Raw genomic sequence first — 18,562 nt, forward strand, 5'->3', positions numbered from 1 at the left:
TGTCGACATGGTCGAAAAGTTCGACGCCATCGTCATCGGTGCCGGCCCGTCCGGCAACGCCGCGACCTATACGCTGGCCAAGCAGGGGCTGAAGGTCCTGCAGCTGGAGCGCGGCGAATATCCCGGCGCCAAGAACGTCCAGGGCGGCATCATGTATTCGCATGAGCTGGAAAAGATCATCCCGGATTTCCGGGACGACTGCCCGACCGAGCGCCACATCATCGAACAGCGCGTCTGGTTGCTGGGCGACGACAGCTATGTCGGTACCAACTACCGCTCGGAAGCCTTCAACAGCGACAAGCCGAACCGCTACACCATCATCCGCGCCAACATCGACAAATGGTGGGGCGAGCAGATCCGCAAGGTCGGCGGCCTGCAGATCTGCGAGACCACGGTGACGGAACTGATCCGCGACCCGTCCGGCAAGGTGATCGGCGTGCGCACCGACCGCGAGGGCGGGGAGATCCATGCCGACGTCGTCATCATGGCCGACGGCGTGAATGCCCTGCTGGCCAAACGCGCGGGCCTTCAGGCCGAAGCGGCGCCGGAGAATGTGGCGCTGGCGGTGAAGGAAATCCTCTTCATCGATCCGGAGCTGATCCAGCAGCGCTTCGGCATCAAGGAGGACGAAGGCGTCGTCATCGAGATCATGGGCAAGGTGACCAAGGGGATGGTCGGCACCGCCTTCCTCTACACCAACAAGGAATCGCTGACGATCGGCATCGGCTGCCTGATCTCCGACTTCAAGAACGGCGACTGCCCGCCTTACCGGATGCTGGAGGACCTGAAGAACCACCCCGTCATCAAGCCGCTGATCGAAGGGGCGGAGATGAAGGAATATGCCGCCCACATGATCCCGGAGGGCGGCTACAAGGCGGTTCCGCAGCTTTACGGCGATGGCTGGATGGTGGTCGGCGACGCTGCCCACTTCAACAACGCCGCCCACCGAGAGGGCTCCAATCTCGCCATGGCGTCGGGCCGGATGGCGGCGGAGACGGTGATCGAGCTGAAGGCAGCCGGCAAGGGCTTCACCGCATCGAACCTGGCCGCCTACAAGAAGAAGCTGGACGACAGCTTCATCATGAAGGACCTGAAGAAGTATCGCGAACTGCCCGGCATCATGCACGGCAACAAGCAGTTCTTCGGCGCCTATCCCGACGAAATCACCGCGGCGGCCCATAACTGGTTCACCGTGGACAGCATCGACAAGAAGTCGAAGGAAAAGCAGATCATGAAGTCCTTCATCAAGCGCCGCTCGGTGATGGGACTTGTCGGTGACGCAATCAAGCTGGTGAGGGCCGTGCGATGAGCATCATGGTCAAGGTCGAAGAGAAGCTTTATCAGAACCGCTACATCGTCGATGAAAGCCGGCCGCACATCCAGATCAAGAGCGAGGAGGCCTGCCAGAGCTGCGAGAAACAGGCCTGCACCTTCTGCTGCCCGGCCGCCTGCTACAGCAAGAACGAGACCGGCGGCGTGACGCTGGTGACGGACGGCTGCCTGGAATGCGGCACCTGCCGCGTCGTCTGCCAGGACAAGGGCAACATCGCCTGGGACTATCCGCGCGGCGGCTACGGCATCAGCTACAAGTTCGGCTGATCGGGTCTGCTTGGTGTCTTCCCCCGGAACTGGATGGCCTCCGCGCGGTCTTGCGCGGGGGCCGCTTTGTTTGGTGGGGGCAAGTCAACGCCCCCTCAAAACCTCCACCGCATGCCCCAGCGCCCGCTGCAGCTCGGCCGGGAAGTAGGGTTTGCGGACAAAGCCGAAGGGATCGCACTCCGCGGCGTGGTGGCGGGTCTCGGGGTCGCCGAAGGCGGAGGTGAAGATGCAGCGGATGCCGGTCCGCGCGCGGATCGCCGCCGCCGCTTCGATCCCGTCGCGGGACCCCAGCAGGCGGATGTCCATCATCACGATGTCCGGACGCAGCCGTTCGGCCGCCTCGACCGCGGCGTCGGCATTGTCCTCGATTCCGACGACGGCGAATCCCAGCATTCCGAGAATCTCCTCCAACGCCATGGCGGCGAGGCTCTCGTCTTCAACAATGAGGATGCGCAGGGGAGCGTCGGAGGCAGGCGTGAGATCTGTCATCGTGATCGCTTGAGGGCTGTCACAGCGATTTTACAGGAGCAGGATGATCGGCAAACCAAAAAGCGCAGGATTATGACCAATGGCGCAACCTGCGCCGGATGCATGGGTGACGGAGCGGAAGCGTCGCAGGGTATCGCCGCACCCTTGTTTTTCACCCGCTGGGCGCACCATCTCTGTCCCAGGGCTGTTCTCACCAGCGAGCATTGCGGACCCGCGCCTGTTCATTACGGATGGCGGGCGGGGCCGCTCCCTTTTCCATGAGGAGACCGGCGATGGACCTGCGAGTCTGTTTCGAAAACATGGAAAGCGTCAACGTCAACGACGCGGCGATGATGAAACACTACACCAAGAGCTATCTCGCGGATTTCGACCCGGAATGGGCCGGCTTCATCATGCTGCCCCATGACGAGACAATGCGCGCGACGATGGAGCCCGCCTGGCAGGTGCTGATCCGCGACGCCACCCCACGGACGGAGCAGGAGTTGCTGCGCTACATCGACGAGAACCCGATGGCGGCCTATCACGTCCATGTCTATCGGCGCGACGGCGGGCGGAACGAGAGCAAGATCCACTGACGGCAAGGGGGGCGCCGCAAGACGCCCCCTCCGTCAAAGCTTTTGCGCCGGCGCTTCAGCCGACCGGCGATCCCAGCAGGCTGTCCAGCGGGACGAAGCGGTCGGCCATCTTGCGCGCCTCTTCCTTGTGGACCTTGAAGGTCTTTTCCGCGATGGCGTTCGATACGACGAAATCCTGATAGGCGCGTTCCAGGTGGAAGCGGTAGCGCGACGACATGCCGTCGTCGTCCAGCCCCTCCATCCCATTGTCCGCCGACAGGTAATCGTGGAAGCGCTGCAGGATGTGCAGGCGGTTCACGTTGACCACGCGCTGGTCGTAAGTGACGTGGAAGAAGCGCAGGAAGTCTTCCGCGGTTTCCAGATCGTCGAGGTCGTCGGTGAAATCGCTCATCGTCGAAGGCTCCTCACGCATGCTGCTGGGTGGAGGGGGAGGGGCCGCACCCCTCCTGGTCGCAGATGTTGCCACACGAGCTGCAGGCCACACCGTCCAAACGTATATCGCTCAGCCGAAATTCCGAAAGGCTGATGTTTCTAGCAGGAAACTGTGACGTTTCCGTTGCGGTGTGGGCTTCCAGCCGGGCTTCGATGCGGTTGATGTGGTCGATCAGGCAGGCAATGGCCTTGCCGACCGGGTCCGGCATCAGATGATGCTCCAGGTCGATGCCGTGATCTGACAGCTGATGGCCGGACAGCTGCCGCTGCTTTTCCGGACGCACCACCCGGCCGGGGATGCCGACCACGGTCATGCCGTCCGGCACCGGCTTGGTCACCACCGAATTGGCGCCGACCCGCGCGTTGGCGCCGACGGTGATCGGCCCCAGGATCTTGGCGCCGGCGCCGACCAGCACGCCGTTCATCAGCGTCGGGTGCCGCTTTCCCTTGGTCCAGGAGGTGCCGCCCAGCGTCACGCCATGGTAGAGCGTCACGTCGTCGCCGATCTCCGCCGTCTCGCCGATCACCACGCCGGCGCCATGGTCGATGAAAAAGCGGCGGCCGATGCCGGCGCCGGGGTGGATGTCGATGTTGGTCACCGCACGGGCGACATAGGACAGGAAGCGTGCCGGCCAGCGCAGTCCCCGCCGCCAGGCCGCATTGGCGAAGCGGTGCATCACCAGCGCATGGATGCCGGGATAGCAGGTCAGCACGTCGAAGACGTTGCGCGCCGCCGGGTCGCGGTCGAACACGCAGGCGACGTCCTCGCGCAGCAGGGCGATGATGCCGGGCCTACTTTCGGGTTTGCTCATGTCGCCGCCTCCAGGAAGGCGTGCAGTTCCTCAGGAGTCGGCGGCCGCTTGGCGCGGGTGGCCAGCGCCCGCACGCGCGGCAGAACCGCCTGCGCCATGGCGTCGTCGCAGGCGATGCCCAGCCGTTCATAGGCCAACTTAACCGCCGCGGTGCCGGAATGCTTGCCCAGCACGATCCGGTGCTCGCGCCCGACCTCGGCCGGGTCGAAATTCTGGTAGGTGGTACGGTCGCGCAGCAGGCCGTCGACATGGATGCCGGCCTCGTGGGTGAAGACGGCGGAACCGACGATCGACTTGTTGACCGCCACCGGCCGGTTGGAGGCCCGCTCCACCAGATCGCTGATGGCGCCGAGCGACCGCGTCTCCACGCCGCTGTCGATGTGGTAGAGGTGTTTCAGCGACACCACCACCTCCTCCAGCGGGGCGTTGCCGGCGCGCTCGCCCAGGCCGTTCACCGTGGTGTTGACATGGGTGGCGCCGCCCAGCACCGCAGCCAGCGAGTTGGCGTTGGCGAGGCCCAGATCGTCATGGGCGTGGATCTCGATCTCCAGGTCGGTGGCCCGGCGCAGCCGTTCGATGCAGGCACGCGTCTGGAAGGGGTCGAGCACGCCCAGCGTGTCGGCGAAGCGGAAGCGGCGCGCACCGGCCTCCTGCGCCACCGTGGCGGCGGCGATCAGGAAATCCATGTCGGCGCGGGAGGAATCCTCGCCGCCGACACTGACCTCCAGCCCATGGTCGCGCGCCTGTTTCACCCGGCGCTCGATCTCCGCCAGCGCCCAGGCGCGGGTGCGCTTCAGCTTCCTCGTGATGTGGATGTCGGACACCGGCATCGACAGGTTGACGAAGCGGACATTGCAGGACAGCGCCGCCTTCAGGTCGGTGTCGTGCATGCGGCACCACACCATCAGCCGGCCCTTCAGCCCCAGCGACGCCACGGCGCGGATACCCTCGCGCTCCTCCTCGCCCATGGCGGGGATGCCGATTTCCTGCTCCGGCACGCCGGCGGCGTCGAGCGCGCGGGCGATGGCGATCTTCTCGTCAAGCGTGAAGGCGACGCCGGCGGTCTGCTCGCCGTCGCGCAGCGTGGTGTCGTTGATGGTGGCGAAGGTGGTGGGCATGGGGGCACCTCGCGCGCAGGGGGAAAAGCTACCCCCATGAGAAGTGTCGCAGGCCGGGCCGGGGACCCGCCCCGACGGGGTGTCGTCGGGCGGGGTGCCGGGACGGGCCATCGACCCGGCCTGCGATTCCGGTGTTACGAATAAACGGGCGCGAACTCTTTCGGCCGATCCGCGCCCTGCTGCCAGTAGGGCGACAGGCTGCGCAGCTTGGCGATGATGCCCGGCACCACGGCGATGACCCGGTCGATCTCCTCCTCCGTCGTATCGCGCGACAGCGAGAAGCGGGTGGCCCCATGGGCGGCGGTGTAGGGCACGCCCATGGCGCGCATGACGTGGCTCGGCTCCAGCGAGCCCGAGGTGCAGGCGGAGCCGGAGGACGCGGCGATCCCCGCCTCGTTCAGCAGCAGGAGGATCGCCTCGCCCTCGATATATTCAAAGGCGATGTTGCAGGTGTTGGGCAGGCGGTTGTCCGGGTTGCCGGTGACGAAGCAGCTCGGCACCGCCGCCAGGATCGCCTGCTCCAGCTTGTCGCGCAGCGCCTTCACCCGCGTGTTCTCGTCACCCATATGGACCAGCGCCAGCTGGGCAGCGGCGCCCAGCCCGACGATGCCGGGCGCATTTTCCGTCCCGGCGCGGCGCGAGCGTTCCTGATGGCCGCCGCGCAGCATTGGGCGGTAGCGCAGGCCGCGCTTGACGTAGAGCGCGCCGATGCCCTTGGGGGCGTGCAGCTTGTGGCCGGACAGCGACAGCATGTCGATGGCGCTGTCGGCCAGCTTCATCGGGATCTTGCCGACCGACTGCACCGCATCGGTGTGGAAGAGGGCGCCGACCTCCTTGGCCATGCGCGCCAGTTCCTCCACCGGGAAGATCGTCCCGGTCTCGTTGTTGGCCCACATGATGGAGACGATGGCGACCTGATCGGACAGGGCGGCGCGGTAGGCCTCCATGTCGAGGTTGCCCCGGTTGTCCACCGGGATGCGATGGAACTTGTAGCCGCGCTTCTTCTCCAGATACTCGCAGAGCGCCAGCACACCGGGGTGTTCGACCACGCTGGTGACGATCTCGCGCTTCTTCGGATAGGCCTCCAGCGCCGACAGGATGGCGGTGTTGTCGCTCTCCGTCCCGCCGGAGGTGAAGACGATCTCGCTGTCATGGGCGGCACCGAGCAGGGCCTGGACCTGCTTGCGCGCCCATTCGATCTTGCCGCCCACCGCGGCGCCGAAGCCGTGCATGGAGGACGGGTTGCCGAAATGCTCGGTGAAGAGCGGCAGCATCTCCTGCAGCACTTCCGGATCGACGCGGGTGGTGGCGTTGTTGTCGAGATAGATGCCCTGGCTCATGATATCAGGCTCCCCTTAACCCACATGGGCCGGCATCAGAGAGGCGGGCTTGACCCGCACGAACTCGCCGAGCTTCTCGACCAGCTTCATCTGCACGCCCATCATCGTGCCGGCCGACTGCGAACAGCCGGAGCAGGCGCCGGAGAGCCGGACGTAGATGTCCTTGCCGTCGATGTCGACCAGTTCAACGTCGCCGCCGTCGCGCTGGATCTGCGGGCGCATCTCCTCGATGGCGGACATGATGGCCTGCATGCGCTGGACATTGGTCAGCTTGGGCGCCGTGACCGGCTCGGCCTTCGGCTCCAGGGGCTTGATTGCGTCCAGCCCGACGGTGCCGGGGGTGTGCTTCTTGGCGGGCTTCAGGGCGCCGGTCTTTGCCAGCACCTCTTCCAGCACCTCCTCGATCTTCTCGTGGCAGGTCTGACAGGAGCCGCCGGCCTTGGTGTAGTGGGTGACCTCTTCCAGCGTGGTCAGGCCGTTGACGGTCACCGCGCGCTCGATCATGGCGGCGTCGATGCCGAAGCATTTGCAGACCAGCTCGCCTTCTTCATGGTCGTCTTCCCACGCCTCGCCCTTGTAGTTGGCGATGGCGGCGCGCAGAGCCTCGGCGCCCATGACGGAGCAGTGCATCTTCTCCGGTGGCAGGCCGCCCAGATACTCGGCAATGTCGCGGTTGGTCAGGGTCAGCGCCTCGTCCACCGTCTTGCCGATGATCATCTCGGTCAGCGCGGAAGATGACGCGATGGCCGAGCCGCAGCCGAAGGTCTGGAACTTCGCGTCCTGGATGATCTGGGTGTCGGGATCGACCTTCAGCATCAGACGCAGCGCGTCGCCGCAGGTGATGGAGCCGACCTCGCCGACCGCGTTGGCGCTGTCCAGGACACCGGAGTTCTTCGGGTTGAAGAAGTGTTCCTTGACCTTGTCGGTGTAGTTCCACATGTCGCTGCTGCCTTTCCGTGGGGTGCGCGCCTTGGGGAAGAGTGTCGGGGGCGGTGTCAGTGGCCCCGATTAATGGGTCGAATAGGGGGCCGACGACCCGCAGCTGGACGAGGAGGTCGAGCAGGAGCCGCCCCCGCCTTCACCGGCCGAGAAGGACTTGCCGCAGCCGCAGCTGCTGGTCGCGTTCGGGTTGTCGAACTTGAAGCCGGAGCCTTCGATGCCCTCGACGAAATCGACCACCACGCCGCTCAGGAAGGGCTGGCTGTTGGCGTCGACGAAGATGGTGACCGGGCCGAAGCTGAGCACCGCATCGTCGTCGCTGGCCGCCGCCTCCAGGCCCATCTGGTATTTCAGGCCGGCGCAGCCGCCGTCGGTGACCGCGATCCGCAGGCCGGCGGCGGCACCGCCCGACTTCGCCAGCACCTGCTCCAGAGTGGAAACCGCCGCATCCGTCAGAGTCACCATGTCCCGCCTCCTCAAGCCGCGTTGCCGGGGGTGCCGGCCGATCTGACGGGAAGTAGAGCAAGGGCTGTGCCAAACCGGCAACTCATTGATTTTAAACGATTGTCAGGCTGAAATGGCTTGGCGAGAGTCCGACAATGTTTCGCCTTCCAACGTTTTTGTCGGGTTTGGCGCGTGTCGCTTTTGCGACAGCCGCGACACTTCGCCGCACAAAAATAGTGTGGTCTTTCCCCGTGCCTGCGCGCGTACCATGGGACGTCGTCGGTGCGTCGGATGATTGATTGCGTCAGCAGGAAATACAGGCGAGGGAAGCGATGAGCGACGAACCGATCGAACTCAGGATGTCGAACGGCCGCATGGCCTTCGGCGACGTGCCCGAACAGATCGACGAACTGCTGCAGGAAGCGGTGAAAGCCCGTGACGTGCCCGACGCCTGCGAGGCGCTGTTGTGGGAGGCGCACCGCAAGGGGCCGCGGGTGCTGCCGGTCTTCTACGCGCTCTACAAATTCTACTTCAACCGCAAGAAGCTGGGCGAGGCGGAGCGGGTGGCCCGCATCGGGCTGGATGCCGCGGCCTTGCAGGGCGGCTTTCCGGCCGACTGGTCGCAACTGACCGCCGGTTCCACCGACTGGACGGCGGCCGGGCCGGCGCGCTTCTTCCTGTTCACCATGAAGGCGCTGGCCTTCATCGAACTGCGCCGCCACAACCGCGACAGGGCGCTGGCGATTCTTGCCAAGATGGCGGAGATCGACCCGGCAGATCAGGTCGGCTACGGCACCATCGCCGCGCTGGCCCGTGGATTGGGCGATGGGCTGGATGGCGAGGGCGGGGCGGCGTAATACGAAAAAGGCCCCCGGCCCAGGGGGGAACCGGGCCGGGGGCAGCGGGGATTTGCGTCTCACGACGCGCTCTCATGTCGAGAGCAATTGCGGCCCTGCCGGGGTGGTGGGACCGCAATCCGGTCAGGCGGCGACGGATTCCAGGGCCGGATAGTCGGTGTAGCCCTTGGCGTCGCCGCCGTAGTAGGTGGTGCGGTCCGGCTCGGCCAGCGACGCATCGGCACGGAAGCGCACGGGCAGGTCCGGGTTGGAGATGAAGGCCTCGCCGAAGCTGACCGCGTCCGCCTCGCCGTTCGCCAAGGCGGTGTCGGCGTCGGTCCGGCTGTAGCCGCCATTCAGGATGAGCGGGCCCTTGAAGGCTGCGCGCAAGGCGGACGCCACATGCGGCGCCCCCTCCGGCGGGGCCATATGGTGGCCGGGCCGGCCCTCGATCACATGCAGATAGGCGAGGTTGAAGGGGTTCAGCGCCTTGGTGATCGCCAGGAAATGCGGCAGCGGGTCGCTGTCCTTCATGTCGTTGAACACGCCGGTCGGCGACAGGCGGACGCCGATGCGGTCGGCGCCGACGGCATGGGCCGTGGCCTCCAGGATTTCCAGCAGGAAGCGGCAGCGGTTCTCCACCGTCCCGCCATACTGGTCGGTCCGGGTGTTGGTGCCGTCGCGCAGGAACTGGTCGATCAGATAGCCGTTGGCTGCGTGGATCTCGACGCCATCCAGGCCGGCATCGAACACCGCGCGCTTGGCGGCATCGGCGAAGTGACGGACCAGGGCGGGGATCTCTGCGGTCTCCAGGGCGCGCGGCACCGGGAAGGGCTCCATGCCGGCGCCGGTGTAGAGCTGGCCCTTCGCCGCGATCGCCGACGGGGCGACCGGGGCAGCGCCGTTCGGCTGGAAGCGCGGGTGGGAGATGCGGCCGACATGCCAGAGTTGGGTGACGATCCGCCCGCCGGCGTCATGCACGGCGTCCGCCACCGCGCGCCAAGCCAGGGTCTGGGCGTCGGTGTGGATGCCCGGCGTGTTGGGATAGCCCTGGGCGGTGTCGCAGACCTGCGTCGCCTCGGTGATGATCAGGCCGGCGGAGGCGCGCTGCGCGTAATATTCGGCGGTCAGCGCGGTCGGGCAGTTGCCCTCGCCGGCGCGGCTGCGGGTCATCGGCGCCATGACGACGCGGTTCGGCAGCTCGATGGCGCCGAGGCGCAGCGGGGTGAACAGGTCAGGCTTTGCAGTGCTTTGCGGCATGGCGGGACTACCCCCTATTGGCCCCTGTCGGGCAAATCGGCTTGTATGTATGTGAGTACATACTTGAACCGGAGCCCGCCGCTTGTCAAGTATGTATCTGCATACTTATTATGAAGCCGACGGGACGCACCGGAGAGGGACGGGTTTTGGACGCAAGCACGGAAGCTGACGGCAGTTGCCCCAGTAACGGCAATATCAACGGCACCGAGGGCGCCTGCGAGGGCGGGGCACGCAAGCGCGACCGCGCCGCGACCGAGGGCGCGCTGCTCGACGCCGCCAAGCTGGTGTTCGCCGAACGCGGCTTCGATGCGGCGACGACGCGCGAGATCGCCGGGCGGGCCGGGGTCAACGAACAGCTGATCCAGCGCTATTTCTCAGGAAAGAGCGGGCTGCTGCTGGCGGTGGTGGAGCGCTATTGGCGCGAGGAGTCGGGCGGCTGCGACCTGCCGCCGCTGCACGAGGATCTGGAGACCGACCTCGCCCGTTTCCTGCACGCCCAATTGAAGCACAGCTGGAAATGCCGCGACTTCACCCGCGTGGTGCTGGCCCGCGCCCTGGTCGATCAGGCGGTGGCGGACGAGATGGCCCGCACCCTGTCGCAGAGCCGCATCCCCTGCCTGCTGAGACGGCTGGAAGGCTTCCGCGCACGGGGCGCCATCGCCGCCGATGCCGACCTCGCCAATGTGGCGGCCGGCATCGCGACGCTCAGCTTCGGGCTGGGCTTCCTCGATCAGGTCGTGTTCGGCCGCGACGATGCCGGCATCTGCGCGATGGTCGGCACGCTGGCCCACACCATCGCCCATGGCCTGACGCCGCGGTAAGCCGCGGTTACTCCGCGGCTGCGGCGGTGCGGGTGCTGCTGCGGTGGCTGTGGACCGCGTCGGCGGTGAAGACGGCCAACGCCACCCAGATGCAGGCGAAGGTGATGGCGTGGCTTTGGGTGAAGGCCTCGCCATAGACCAGCACGCCCAGCAGAAGCTGTCCGGTCGGCCCGACATATTGCAGCAGCCCGAGCGTGGTCATGGTCAGCCGCGACGCGCCGATCATGAAGAGAACCAGCGGCACCGCCGTCATCGGCCCGGCCAGCACCAGCAGGATGCTGTCGCCCCATTCATGGCCGAAGGTCCCGCCGCCACCCAACCACAGCAGATAGCCCAGCGCCACCGGCAGAAGCAGCGCGGTTTCGACCAGCAGCCCGATCACCGGGTCGATCGCCGCCTTCTTGCGCACCAGGGCGTAGAAGCCGAAGGACAGCGCCAGCGACAGGGCGACCCACGGAACGGCGCCATAGCTGACGACGAGGCTGCCGACGCCGGCCGCCGCGATGGCGACCGCCAGCATCCGGCCGCGGCTGAGCCGTTCATGCAGGAACAGCACGCCCAGCAGCACATTGACCAGCGGGTTGATGAAATATCCCAGGCTGGCCTCCACCAGCCGGCTGTTCACCACCGCCCAGATGAAGACGGTCCAGTTGACGGAGACCAGCAGCGTGGTGACCACCAGAATGCCCAGCCGGCGCCAGTTGCCCACCGCGGCGACGACGGCCGCCGGCCCGCGGGTCACCAGCACGCCGACGCCGACCAGCACCACCGTCCAGATCACGCGGTGCGCCACGATCTCCACCGCGCCGACATTGCCCAGCAATTTGAAGAAGACGGGGTTGACCAGCCCCCAGATCAGGTAGGAGGCCAGTGCCGCGACAAACGCTGCGGTTGTGGAGGTCGGGGCCTTGGCGGGCGGCGGAGTTTGAACCATACCGTCCGTTTAGCACATAGTTTGTGCAATCCGGCAGCGGCCGGGCTGACATGGCCGGGCTGCGCAACCGGCATCACTCCCGCCCCGCGCCCCTTTCACGCAACAAAAAACCCCGCCGGAGCGGGGTTTCTCGTTTCGATCCCGAAACCGCCGCCATATCAGGCGGCGGTGGCGACGCCCTTGTCGGCCATCAGGGTCTGCAACTCGCCCGACTCGTACATCTCGCGGACGATGTCGCAGCCGCCGACCAGCTCGCCCTTGACGTAGAGCTGCGGGAAGGTCGGCCAGTTCGAGTATTCCTTCAGACCCTGGCGCAGGCCCGGATCCTCCAGGATGTTGACGCCCTTGAACTTGACGCCGGTGTGGCTCAGCACCTGGACGACGGCGGCGGAGAAGCCGCACTGCGGGAACACCGGGGTCCCCTTCATGTAGAGCACGACATCGTTGTTCTTGATGTCCTGCTCGATGCGCTCGACGACGTTCTGATCGACCATGACTCGATGACCCTTCCGATTCGGCCCGGCAATGCCGCGGCCTTGTCCGTTACGACTTGTGTTCAGGCGCCTTCCGGCATCTGTTCTCAGGCGCCTTCCGGCACCGCGGTGGTCAGCGCCAGGGCGTGCAGTTCGCCGCCCATTTTGCCCTGCAGGGACGCGTAGACCATCTGGTGCTGCTGCACCCGGCTCTTTCCCTTGAAGGCGGCGGAGGTGACGAGCGCGGCATAGTGGTCGCCGTCGCCCCGAAGGTCGGCGATCTCCACGACCGCGTCGGGGATGCCTTCCTTGATGAGCTTTTCGATCGTGGCGGCTTCCATCGCCATGGGTCCAATCCTCGTTCTGTTCAGGGCTCTGTTCAGGATTGCCCCGCCCGGGCACTTGCTTCTCGAGATAGATTAGGTATGGCCGGGCCGTTTGTCATCCACCGGCAAATATTTGCCGATCTGCGGAAGACGCCGTGACGGCCCGCGCCGCCCTCGTTCAACAGCGTTGGCAGGTCACTCGCCGAACACGCGCTTGAACACGGTGTCGACATGCTTGGTGTGGTAGGACATGTCGAACATCGGCTCCAGCTTGTCGCGACCGATGTGCTGGGCGATGTCGGGGTCGGCCGACAGCAGATCCAGATAATTGCCGCCCTTCTCCCACACCTGCATGGCGTTGCGCTGCACCGCCTTGTAGCTGTCCTCGCGGCTCATCCCCGCCTGGGTCAGCGCCAGCAGGACGCGCTGCGAGAAGACCAGGCCGCCCAGATCGTCCAGGTTCTTCTGCATGCGCTCCGGATAGACCACCAGCTTTTCCATCATGCTGGTCAGGCGCACCAGGGCGAAGTCCAGCGTGACGGTGGCGTCGGGGCCGATCATCCGCTCGACCGAGCTGTGGGAGATGTCGCGCTCGTGCCACAGCGCGACGTTCTCCAGCGCCGGGACCACGGCGGAGCGGACGATGCGGGCCAGACCGGTCAGGTTCTCCGACAGGACCGGGTTGCGCTTGTGCGGCATCGCCGACGAGCCCTTCTGGCCGGGGTGGAAATACTCCTCCGCCTCGCGGACCTCGGTGCGCTGCAGGTGGCGGACTTCCGTCGCCAGATTCTCGATGCTCGACGCGATCACGCCCAGCACGGAGAAGAAGAAGGCATGGCGGTCGCGCGGGATGACCTGGGTCGACACCGGCTCCACCGACAGGCCCAGCTTGGCGGCGACATGCTCCTCCACCCGCGGGTCGATGTTGGCGAAGGTGCCGACGGCGCCGGAGATGGCGCAGGTGGCGATGTCGGCGCGCGCCTGGACCAGACGCTCGCGCCCGCGGGCGAAGGCGGCGTAATGGCCGGCCAGCTTCAGGCCGAAGGTCGTCGGCTCGGCATGGATGCCGTGGCTGCGGCCGATGGTGACGGTGTTCTTGTGCTCGTACGCCCGGCGCTTCAGCGCGGCCAGCAGGGCGTCGATGTCGGCCAGCAGCAGGTCGGCGGCCTGGGTCATCTGCACGGCGAGGCAGGTGTCCAGCACGTCCGAGGAGGTCATGCCCTGGTGGACGAAGCGGGCCTCGGGGCCGACATATTCGGCGAGGTTGGTCAGGAAGGCGATGACGTCGTGACGGGTCTCCCGCTCGATCTCGTCGATGCGGTCGATCTCCCACTTGCCGCGCTCCCACACCGCCTTGGCGGCCTCCTTCGGGATCACGCCCAGCTCGGCCTGCGCGTCGCAGGCGTGCGCCTCGATCTCGAACCAGATGCGGAAGCGGTTTTCCGGCTCCCAGATGCGGGCCATTTCGGGGCGGGTATAGCGGGGGATCATCGGCACTCTCCGGAGGATGCGGGCGCTGGGTCTCGGGCGCTGGGTCGGGGAAGGCTTGCGGGTCTCAAAGCCACGCGCGCGCGACCATAGCCGTGCCGGGAGGCGTTTTAAAGCCTCACGATGGACCACACCGGACCCAACTGGCTCCGGCATTAAACTTTGCGGCCGAACCGTTGCCGACCGAAGGGAATCCGCGCCTAAAGGTGGATGAACCGACAATCCGCCGATTCCCTGTCCGTTCGCGGCGGCGCTACCCCGTGGCGATCCAGGGGAGAGGAAAACAGTCAAAGAGTCGCGCCGCGGTGGATTTGATTCGCTTGCAGTTGAATCGGTGCGAGCATTAAGCAACACTTGCACAGCGCATCGGGGCCGGCCCAAACCCGGATCCGGAGAGCCTATCCGAAGGGAGCCTTTCTTGTCCGACCCCGTCGTCGAACTGGTCCGTGCGCCGTCGCGCTCGTCCGACGAGGCCCGGCTCTACCGCCTGCAGTTCCTGGCGTCGATGGCGCTGGTGTCGGCGCTCGTCCTCGGGCTTGGCTTCTACTTCGTCTGGCAGCATTGGGCCGATCTGGAGCACGACCTGCGCCAGAGCGAGACACGCTATCTCCAGGAGCAGCGTCAGGCGCTGATGCAGGAGGTGGAGAATGCGCAGTCCTATCTGGCCTACATGCGCTCGCGCGTCGAACCGCTGCTGAAGGACCATCTGCGCACCCAGGTGAACGAGGCCTATGCCATCGCCCGCAGCGTCCATGACCGGGAACGGAACATCCTGCCCGAAGCGGCGGTGAAGGAGTCGATCAAGCAGACCCTGCGGCCGCTGCGCTTTTCCGGCGGCCGCGGCTACTACTTCATCCACGACATGACCGGCAACTCGGTCCTGATGCCGGTGGACCCGTCGCGGGAGGGGGCGCCGAAGGACGGAACGTCGCCCTCCGCCGTGCCCGACACGGCGGAGGATTCGGTCGTCAGCGAACTGATGCGGGCGGCCCACGACCCCAATCGGCGCGGCTTTGCCCGCTATCGCGTGAGCCTGCCCGACGATCCGGCGCAGACCGTCGACAAGCTGGCCTTCGTCCGCCTGTTCGAACCTTATGACTGGCTGATCGGCGCCAGCGATTCGCTGAGCGCCGTGGAGACGCGGCTGCAGAATGAATCGCTGGATCGCCTGCGCGCCTTCCGGTTCGGTGAGACCGGCTTCATCGGCGTGCTGCGCCAGGACGGGCAGGTGCTGCTGTCGCCCACCGCCCCGGCGTCGGAAGGGATGAACGCCCGCGACCTGCCATGGAAGACCGAGCGCGACATCGTCACCGGCATGCTGGAGCTGGGGCGCAAGGGCGGCGGCGAGCTGCGCTATGACTGGATCCATCCGGTCTCGGCGCGGCCGACACCGAAGATGGCCTATGTCTCCGCCCCCAACGTCTGGGGCTGGATCCTGGTCGCGGGCTCCTACATCGACGATGTCGGCCGCGAGATGGAGGCCCGCCGGGCGGAGATCAGCCGCGGCGTCAACCAGCGGGTCTGGACCACGGTCGCCGTTCTGGGCGTGGCGCTGGCGGCCTCGGTTGGCGTGTCGTGGCTGGTCACCGGCTGGATCCGGCGCATCGTCGGCAGCTACCAGCTGCGGGTCCGGCACAGCGACAGCATGCTGCGCGAACGAGCGCGCCAGCTCTATCTCGCCAACTTCTTCATCGACCATGTGTCGGAGATCGTCGTGCTGGCCGACGCCGGCCTGCGCATCGCCTACGTCAATCCCTTCGGCTGCAAGGCGCTGGGCGGGAGGCTGGACGATCTGGTGATGGGGCAGGCCGACCTGCTGAAGCGCTTCGCCGCGGAGGGGGAGGACGCGGCCAGCCATTACGAGACCGCCTATCTCACCGCCGACGGCCGCATGCTGGAGCTTGAGGTCACCGCCAGCCGCATCACCTACGAGGGCGACGTCTATTACTCCGCCATCGCCCGCGATATCAGTGAGCGCAAGCGGGCGGAATGGCAGCTGCGGCTGTCGGCCAAGGTGTTCGACAACGCGGCGGAGGGCATGTTCGTCGCCAACGAACACCGGCAGATCGTCGCCGCCAACGACGCCTTCTCCCGCATCACCGGCTATGGGCGGGACGAGGTGCTGGGCCGCGGCCCGGAATTCCTGCGTTCCGACCGCAATCCGCCGGAATTCTATGAAGAGCTTTGGGCGCAGCTGCGCGCGCAAGGCCATTGGGCCGGGGAGATCTGGAGCACCCGCAAGAACGGCGAGGTGTTTCCGGAATGGCTGAGCGTCAAGCTGGTGAGGAACGAGGACGGTGCCGTCGCCAACTACATCGCCGCCTTCGCCGACATCACCGAGACCCGCGCGCAGGAGGAGCGCATCCGCCATCTGGCGCAGTTCGACTTCCTGACCGACCTGCCCAACCGCTTCCTCCTGCGCGACCGGCTGGAGCGGGCGATCCTGGCCGCCGGGCGCCACGGCACCAAGGTGGGGCTGCTGTTCGTCGACCTCGACCGCTTCAAGACCATCAACGACAGCCTCGGCCATCAGGTCGGCGACGGCCTTCTGCGCGAGGTGGCGGTGCGGCTGACCGGCACGGTGCGGGCCAGCGACACGGTCAGCCGGCAGGGCGGCGACGAGTTCATCATCCTCATCAGCGACATGGACAGCCCCGACGCCGCCGACATCGTTGCGCGCAAGGTGCTGCACGCCCTGTCGGAAGCCTATCTGATCGACGGACACGAGCTGCAGGTCACGCCTTCCATCGGCATCGCGGTCTATCCCGACGACGGCATCGGCATCGACGCGCTGCTGAAGAGCGCCGACATGGCGATGTATGCCGCCAAGGAGGCCGGGCGCGCGACCTACCGCTTCTTCACGCCGGAGCTGAACCGCCGCGCGTCGGATCGCATGTGGACCGAAAACAACCTGCGCCGCGCCCTGGCCAACAACGAGCTGGAGCTGCATTTCCAGCCGCAGTTCTCGCTGGACGACCGCCGGCTGGTCGGGGCGGAGGCGCTGGTGCGCTGGCGTCAGCCCGACGGCACGCTGATCATGCCCGGCCAGTTCATTCCGGTGGCCGAGGATACCGGCCTGATCCTGCCCCTCGGCGACTGGGTGCTGGGCGAGGCCTGCCGCCGGGTGTCGGAACTGCTGCGCCACCGCGACCTGCTGATCGCCATCAACCTGTCGGCGGTGCAGGTGCGCCGCCCCGGACTGGCGGAGCGGGTAGCCGGCTGGCTGTCCGCCTACGGCATCCCGCCGTCGGCGCTGGAGCTGGAGGTGACGGAAAGCGTCCTGATGGACGAGTCCGACGTCGTGTCGGAAACCTTCTCGCAACTGCGCGAGATGGGCGTGCCGCTGGCCATCGACGATTTCGGCACCGGCTATTCCTCGCTGGCCTATCTGAAGCGCTTCCGGGTGGACAAGCTGAAGATCGACCGCAGCTTCGTCAGCGGCCTGCGCGCCGACGACCCGGACAGCGGCGCCATCGCCGAGGCGATCATCGGCATGGCCCGCAGTTTGCGCATGCAGACGCTGGCCGAAGGGGTGGAGACGGAGGAGCAGTACGACTGCCTCGCCGGGATGGGCTGCGACCAATGCCAGGGCTATCTGCTGGGCCGCCCGATGCCCTACGAGGATTTCCTGGAGTTCGTCCGCCGCGATGCCGCCACAGCCGGGCTGCTGATGGCGGAGGCGATGGACTAGGCGCCTCTACCCTCTCTTATGGCCATCACCCGTAGCGCAGCAGCCTTGTCCCGTTCGCCTTCAGCCACGCCCGCGGCCACTCCACGCCGGTGCCGTCGGTCAGGCTGGCGCACAGCGCCCAGAAGCGCGAGGAATGGTTCATCTCGCGCAGATGCGCCACCTCATGTCCGACGACATAATCCAGAACCGGCTCCGGCGTCAGGATCAGGCGCCAGGAGAAGGACAGCCGGCCGGTGGACGAGCAGCTGCCCCAGCGGCTCTTGGTGTCGCGGATGGTGACGGCGGCCACGCGGGCGCCGATGGTCGCCGCCTTCAGCCGGGCGCGGGCCGCCAGTTCGCGCTTGGCCTCGGCGGTCAGGAAATCGCGGATGCGGCGGGCGATATGCTCCGGCTGGCCGCCGACCAGCAGGGCGCCGTCCTCGATCCGGGTCGCGCCGCGCAGGGCCGGGTCATGGCGGATGACGTGCTCGACGCCGAGATAGGGCACGCTGGCGCCGTCGGCGAAGGGCAGGGAGGGCGGCATCGCCGCCAGCCGTGCCCGCAGCCAACCGTCATGCCGGCCGACGAACTGGCGGGCGTCGGTCTCCGACACGCCGACAGGCACCACCACCTGGACCAGCCCGCGCCCGGGATCGACGCGCAGGGTCATGCGGGTGGCGCGCGCGCTCTCCCGCAACTCCAGCGGCATCGGCAGGCCGGAAATCTCGAGCGCCCGCGGCGGCTGGGGCGGTCGGGCGGCGGATCGCTTGCGGCGACGGGACGGGGAGGGGCGGCGTTGCACCATGGGCGTCTTATAGCGCGGCCGACGCCGGATGCGGAAGCGTCCTCCGCCCTTTGTCGGAATGGCGCGGCGGCGTGGCTTCTGATCTAAGTCTTAAGGCTTTCGAACGAACTTAGGCCATGGGGTGGACTGAGGTCACATTTGACACGATCGATCGGAGCACAAGATAAAGCAGAGGTAACGCGGTGGTCTGTGGACATCCCT

The 18,562-nt window shown here is 66.7% G+C and carries 19 protein-coding genes; 6 read left to right on the top strand and 13 right to left on the bottom strand.

Going from position 1 to position 18,562, the window contains the following annotated elements; translation table 11 throughout:
• Positions 1 to 7 precede the first annotated feature (7 nt).
• Both B9N97_RS15855 and B9N97_RS15860 read left to right on the top strand, forming a co-directional pair.
• The gene (locus B9N97_RS15855) at positions 8 to 1,309 is read left to right on the top strand and encodes an FAD-dependent monooxygenase (protein WP_085088220.1); all 1,302 of its coding nucleotides are present in this window, start codon (positions 8 to 10) and stop codon (positions 1,307 to 1,309) included.
• Positions 1,306 to 1,599: a ferredoxin family protein gene (locus B9N97_RS15860; RefSeq protein ID WP_085088222.1), complete on the top strand. Its 294-nt coding sequence runs from the start codon at positions 1,306 to 1,308 to the stop codon at positions 1,597 to 1,599. The genes B9N97_RS15855 and B9N97_RS15860 overlap by 4 nt, the downstream gene beginning before the upstream one ends.
• An 84-nt stretch (positions 1,600 to 1,683) precedes the next feature.
• On the opposite strand, the gene B9N97_RS15865 is transcribed toward B9N97_RS15860, so the two are convergent.
• Entirely contained in the window at positions 1,684 to 2,088 is a 405-nt protein-coding gene (locus B9N97_RS15865) for a response regulator (RefSeq protein WP_085088225.1), read from the bottom strand.
• A 272-nt stretch (positions 2,089 to 2,360) separates the two neighbouring features.
• On the opposite strand from B9N97_RS15865, the gene B9N97_RS15870 reads away from it, so the two are divergent.
• Positions 2,361 to 2,663: a hypothetical protein gene (locus B9N97_RS15870; RefSeq protein ID WP_085088227.1), complete on the top strand. Its 303-nt coding sequence runs from the start codon at positions 2,361 to 2,363 to the stop codon at positions 2,661 to 2,663.
• A gap of 55 nt (positions 2,664 to 2,718) precedes the next feature.
• Here B9N97_RS15870 and nifW read toward each other — a convergent pair whose 3' ends face one another.
• From nifW to B9N97_RS15900, 6 genes are all read right to left on the bottom strand, one after another.
• The gene (gene nifW, locus B9N97_RS15875) at positions 2,719 to 3,054 is read right to left on the bottom strand and encodes a nitrogenase-stabilizing/protective protein NifW (protein ID WP_085088230.1); all 336 of its coding nucleotides are present in this window, start codon (positions 3,052 to 3,054) and stop codon (positions 2,719 to 2,721) included.
• Between the two features lie 13 nt (positions 3,055 to 3,067).
• On the bottom strand, positions 3,068 to 3,907 hold the full coding sequence (gene cysE / locus B9N97_RS15880; RefSeq protein ID WP_085088233.1) for a serine O-acetyltransferase: 840 nt from the start codon (positions 3,905 to 3,907) through the stop codon (positions 3,068 to 3,070).
• Positions 3,904 to 5,025 (bottom strand): homocitrate synthase, encoded by a 1,122-nt coding sequence (gene nifV, locus B9N97_RS15885; protein ID WP_085088235.1) that lies wholly within the window; start codon positions 5,023 to 5,025, stop codon positions 3,904 to 3,906. Before nifV ends, cysE begins: the two co-directional genes overlap by 4 nt.
• 134 nt (positions 5,026 to 5,159) lie before the next feature.
• Positions 5,160 to 6,365, bottom strand: coding sequence for a cysteine desulfurase NifS (gene nifS, locus B9N97_RS15890; protein WP_085088237.1), 1,206 nt, complete (start codon positions 6,363 to 6,365; stop codon positions 5,160 to 5,162).
• 15 nt (positions 6,366 to 6,380) lie between these two features.
• Positions 6,381 to 7,304, bottom strand: coding sequence for a Fe-S cluster assembly protein NifU (nifU, locus tag B9N97_RS15895; protein WP_085088239.1), 924 nt, complete (start codon positions 7,302 to 7,304; stop codon positions 6,381 to 6,383).
• Positions 7,305 to 7,373: 69 nt separating this feature from the next.
• Entirely contained in the window at positions 7,374 to 7,769 is a 396-nt protein-coding gene (locus B9N97_RS15900) for a HesB/IscA family protein (protein ID WP_085088241.1), read from the bottom strand.
• A 311-nt stretch (positions 7,770 to 8,080) separates the two neighbouring features.
• Here B9N97_RS15900 and B9N97_RS15905 point away from each other — a divergent pair, with 311 nt between their 5' ends.
• A complete protein-coding gene (locus B9N97_RS15905) occupies positions 8,081 to 8,605 on the top strand; it encodes a hypothetical protein (protein WP_085088244.1) in 525 nt (174 codons plus the stop codon).
• Positions 8,606 to 8,728: 123 nt separating this feature from the next.
• Here B9N97_RS15905 and B9N97_RS15910 read toward each other — a convergent pair whose 3' ends face one another.
• On the bottom strand, positions 8,729 to 9,844 hold the full coding sequence (locus tag B9N97_RS15910; RefSeq protein ID WP_085088246.1) for an alkene reductase: 1,116 nt from the start codon (positions 9,842 to 9,844) through the stop codon (positions 8,729 to 8,731).
• 146 nt (positions 9,845 to 9,990) lie between these two features.
• On the opposite strand from B9N97_RS15910, the gene B9N97_RS15915 reads away from it, so the two are divergent.
• Positions 9,991 to 10,665 (top strand): TetR/AcrR family transcriptional regulator, encoded by a 675-nt coding sequence (locus B9N97_RS15915; protein ID WP_085088249.1) that lies wholly within the window; start codon positions 9,991 to 9,993, stop codon positions 10,663 to 10,665.
• A gap of 7 nt (positions 10,666 to 10,672) precedes the next feature.
• Here the strand turns inward: B9N97_RS15915 and rarD are convergent, their stop codons facing one another.
• The 4 genes from rarD to purB all read right to left on the bottom strand — a co-directional run bounded on the left by rarD (position 10,673) and on the right by purB (position 13,889).
• Positions 10,673 to 11,599: an EamA family transporter RarD gene (gene rarD, locus B9N97_RS15920; RefSeq protein ID WP_085088252.1), complete on the bottom strand. Its 927-nt coding sequence runs from the start codon at positions 11,597 to 11,599 to the stop codon at positions 10,673 to 10,675.
• A gap of 158 nt (positions 11,600 to 11,757) precedes the next feature.
• Entirely contained in the window at positions 11,758 to 12,093 is a 336-nt protein-coding gene (gene grxD / locus B9N97_RS15925; RefSeq protein ID WP_085088255.1) for a Grx4 family monothiol glutaredoxin, read from the bottom strand.
• A gap of 86 nt (positions 12,094 to 12,179) precedes the next feature.
• On the bottom strand, positions 12,180 to 12,419 hold the full coding sequence (locus B9N97_RS15930; protein ID WP_012973287.1) for a BolA family protein: 240 nt from the start codon (positions 12,417 to 12,419) through the stop codon (positions 12,180 to 12,182).
• A 174-nt stretch (positions 12,420 to 12,593) separates the two neighbouring features.
• On the bottom strand, positions 12,594 to 13,889 hold the full coding sequence (gene purB / locus B9N97_RS15935) for an adenylosuccinate lyase (protein ID WP_085088258.1): 1,296 nt from the start codon (positions 13,887 to 13,889) through the stop codon (positions 12,594 to 12,596).
• Between the two features lie 415 nt (positions 13,890 to 14,304).
• On the opposite strand from purB, the gene B9N97_RS15940 reads away from it, so the two are divergent.
• A complete protein-coding gene (locus B9N97_RS15940) occupies positions 14,305 to 17,577 on the top strand; it encodes a bifunctional diguanylate cyclase/phosphodiesterase (RefSeq protein ID WP_085088261.1) in 3,273 nt (1,090 codons plus the stop codon).
• 25 nt (positions 17,578 to 17,602) lie between these two features.
• Here B9N97_RS15940 and B9N97_RS15945 read toward each other — a convergent pair whose 3' ends face one another.
• Positions 17,603 to 18,361, bottom strand: a complete 759-nt coding sequence (locus tag B9N97_RS15945) for a M48 family metallopeptidase (RefSeq protein WP_085088263.1) — start codon at positions 18,359 to 18,361, stop codon at positions 17,603 to 17,605.
• Positions 18,362 to 18,562 lie beyond the last annotated feature (201 nt).

The sequence above is a fragment of the Azospirillum oryzae genome (assembly GCF_900177515.1).
GTDB classification, from domain to species: domain Bacteria; phylum Pseudomonadota; class Alphaproteobacteria; order Azospirillales; family Azospirillaceae; genus Azospirillum; species Azospirillum oryzae_A.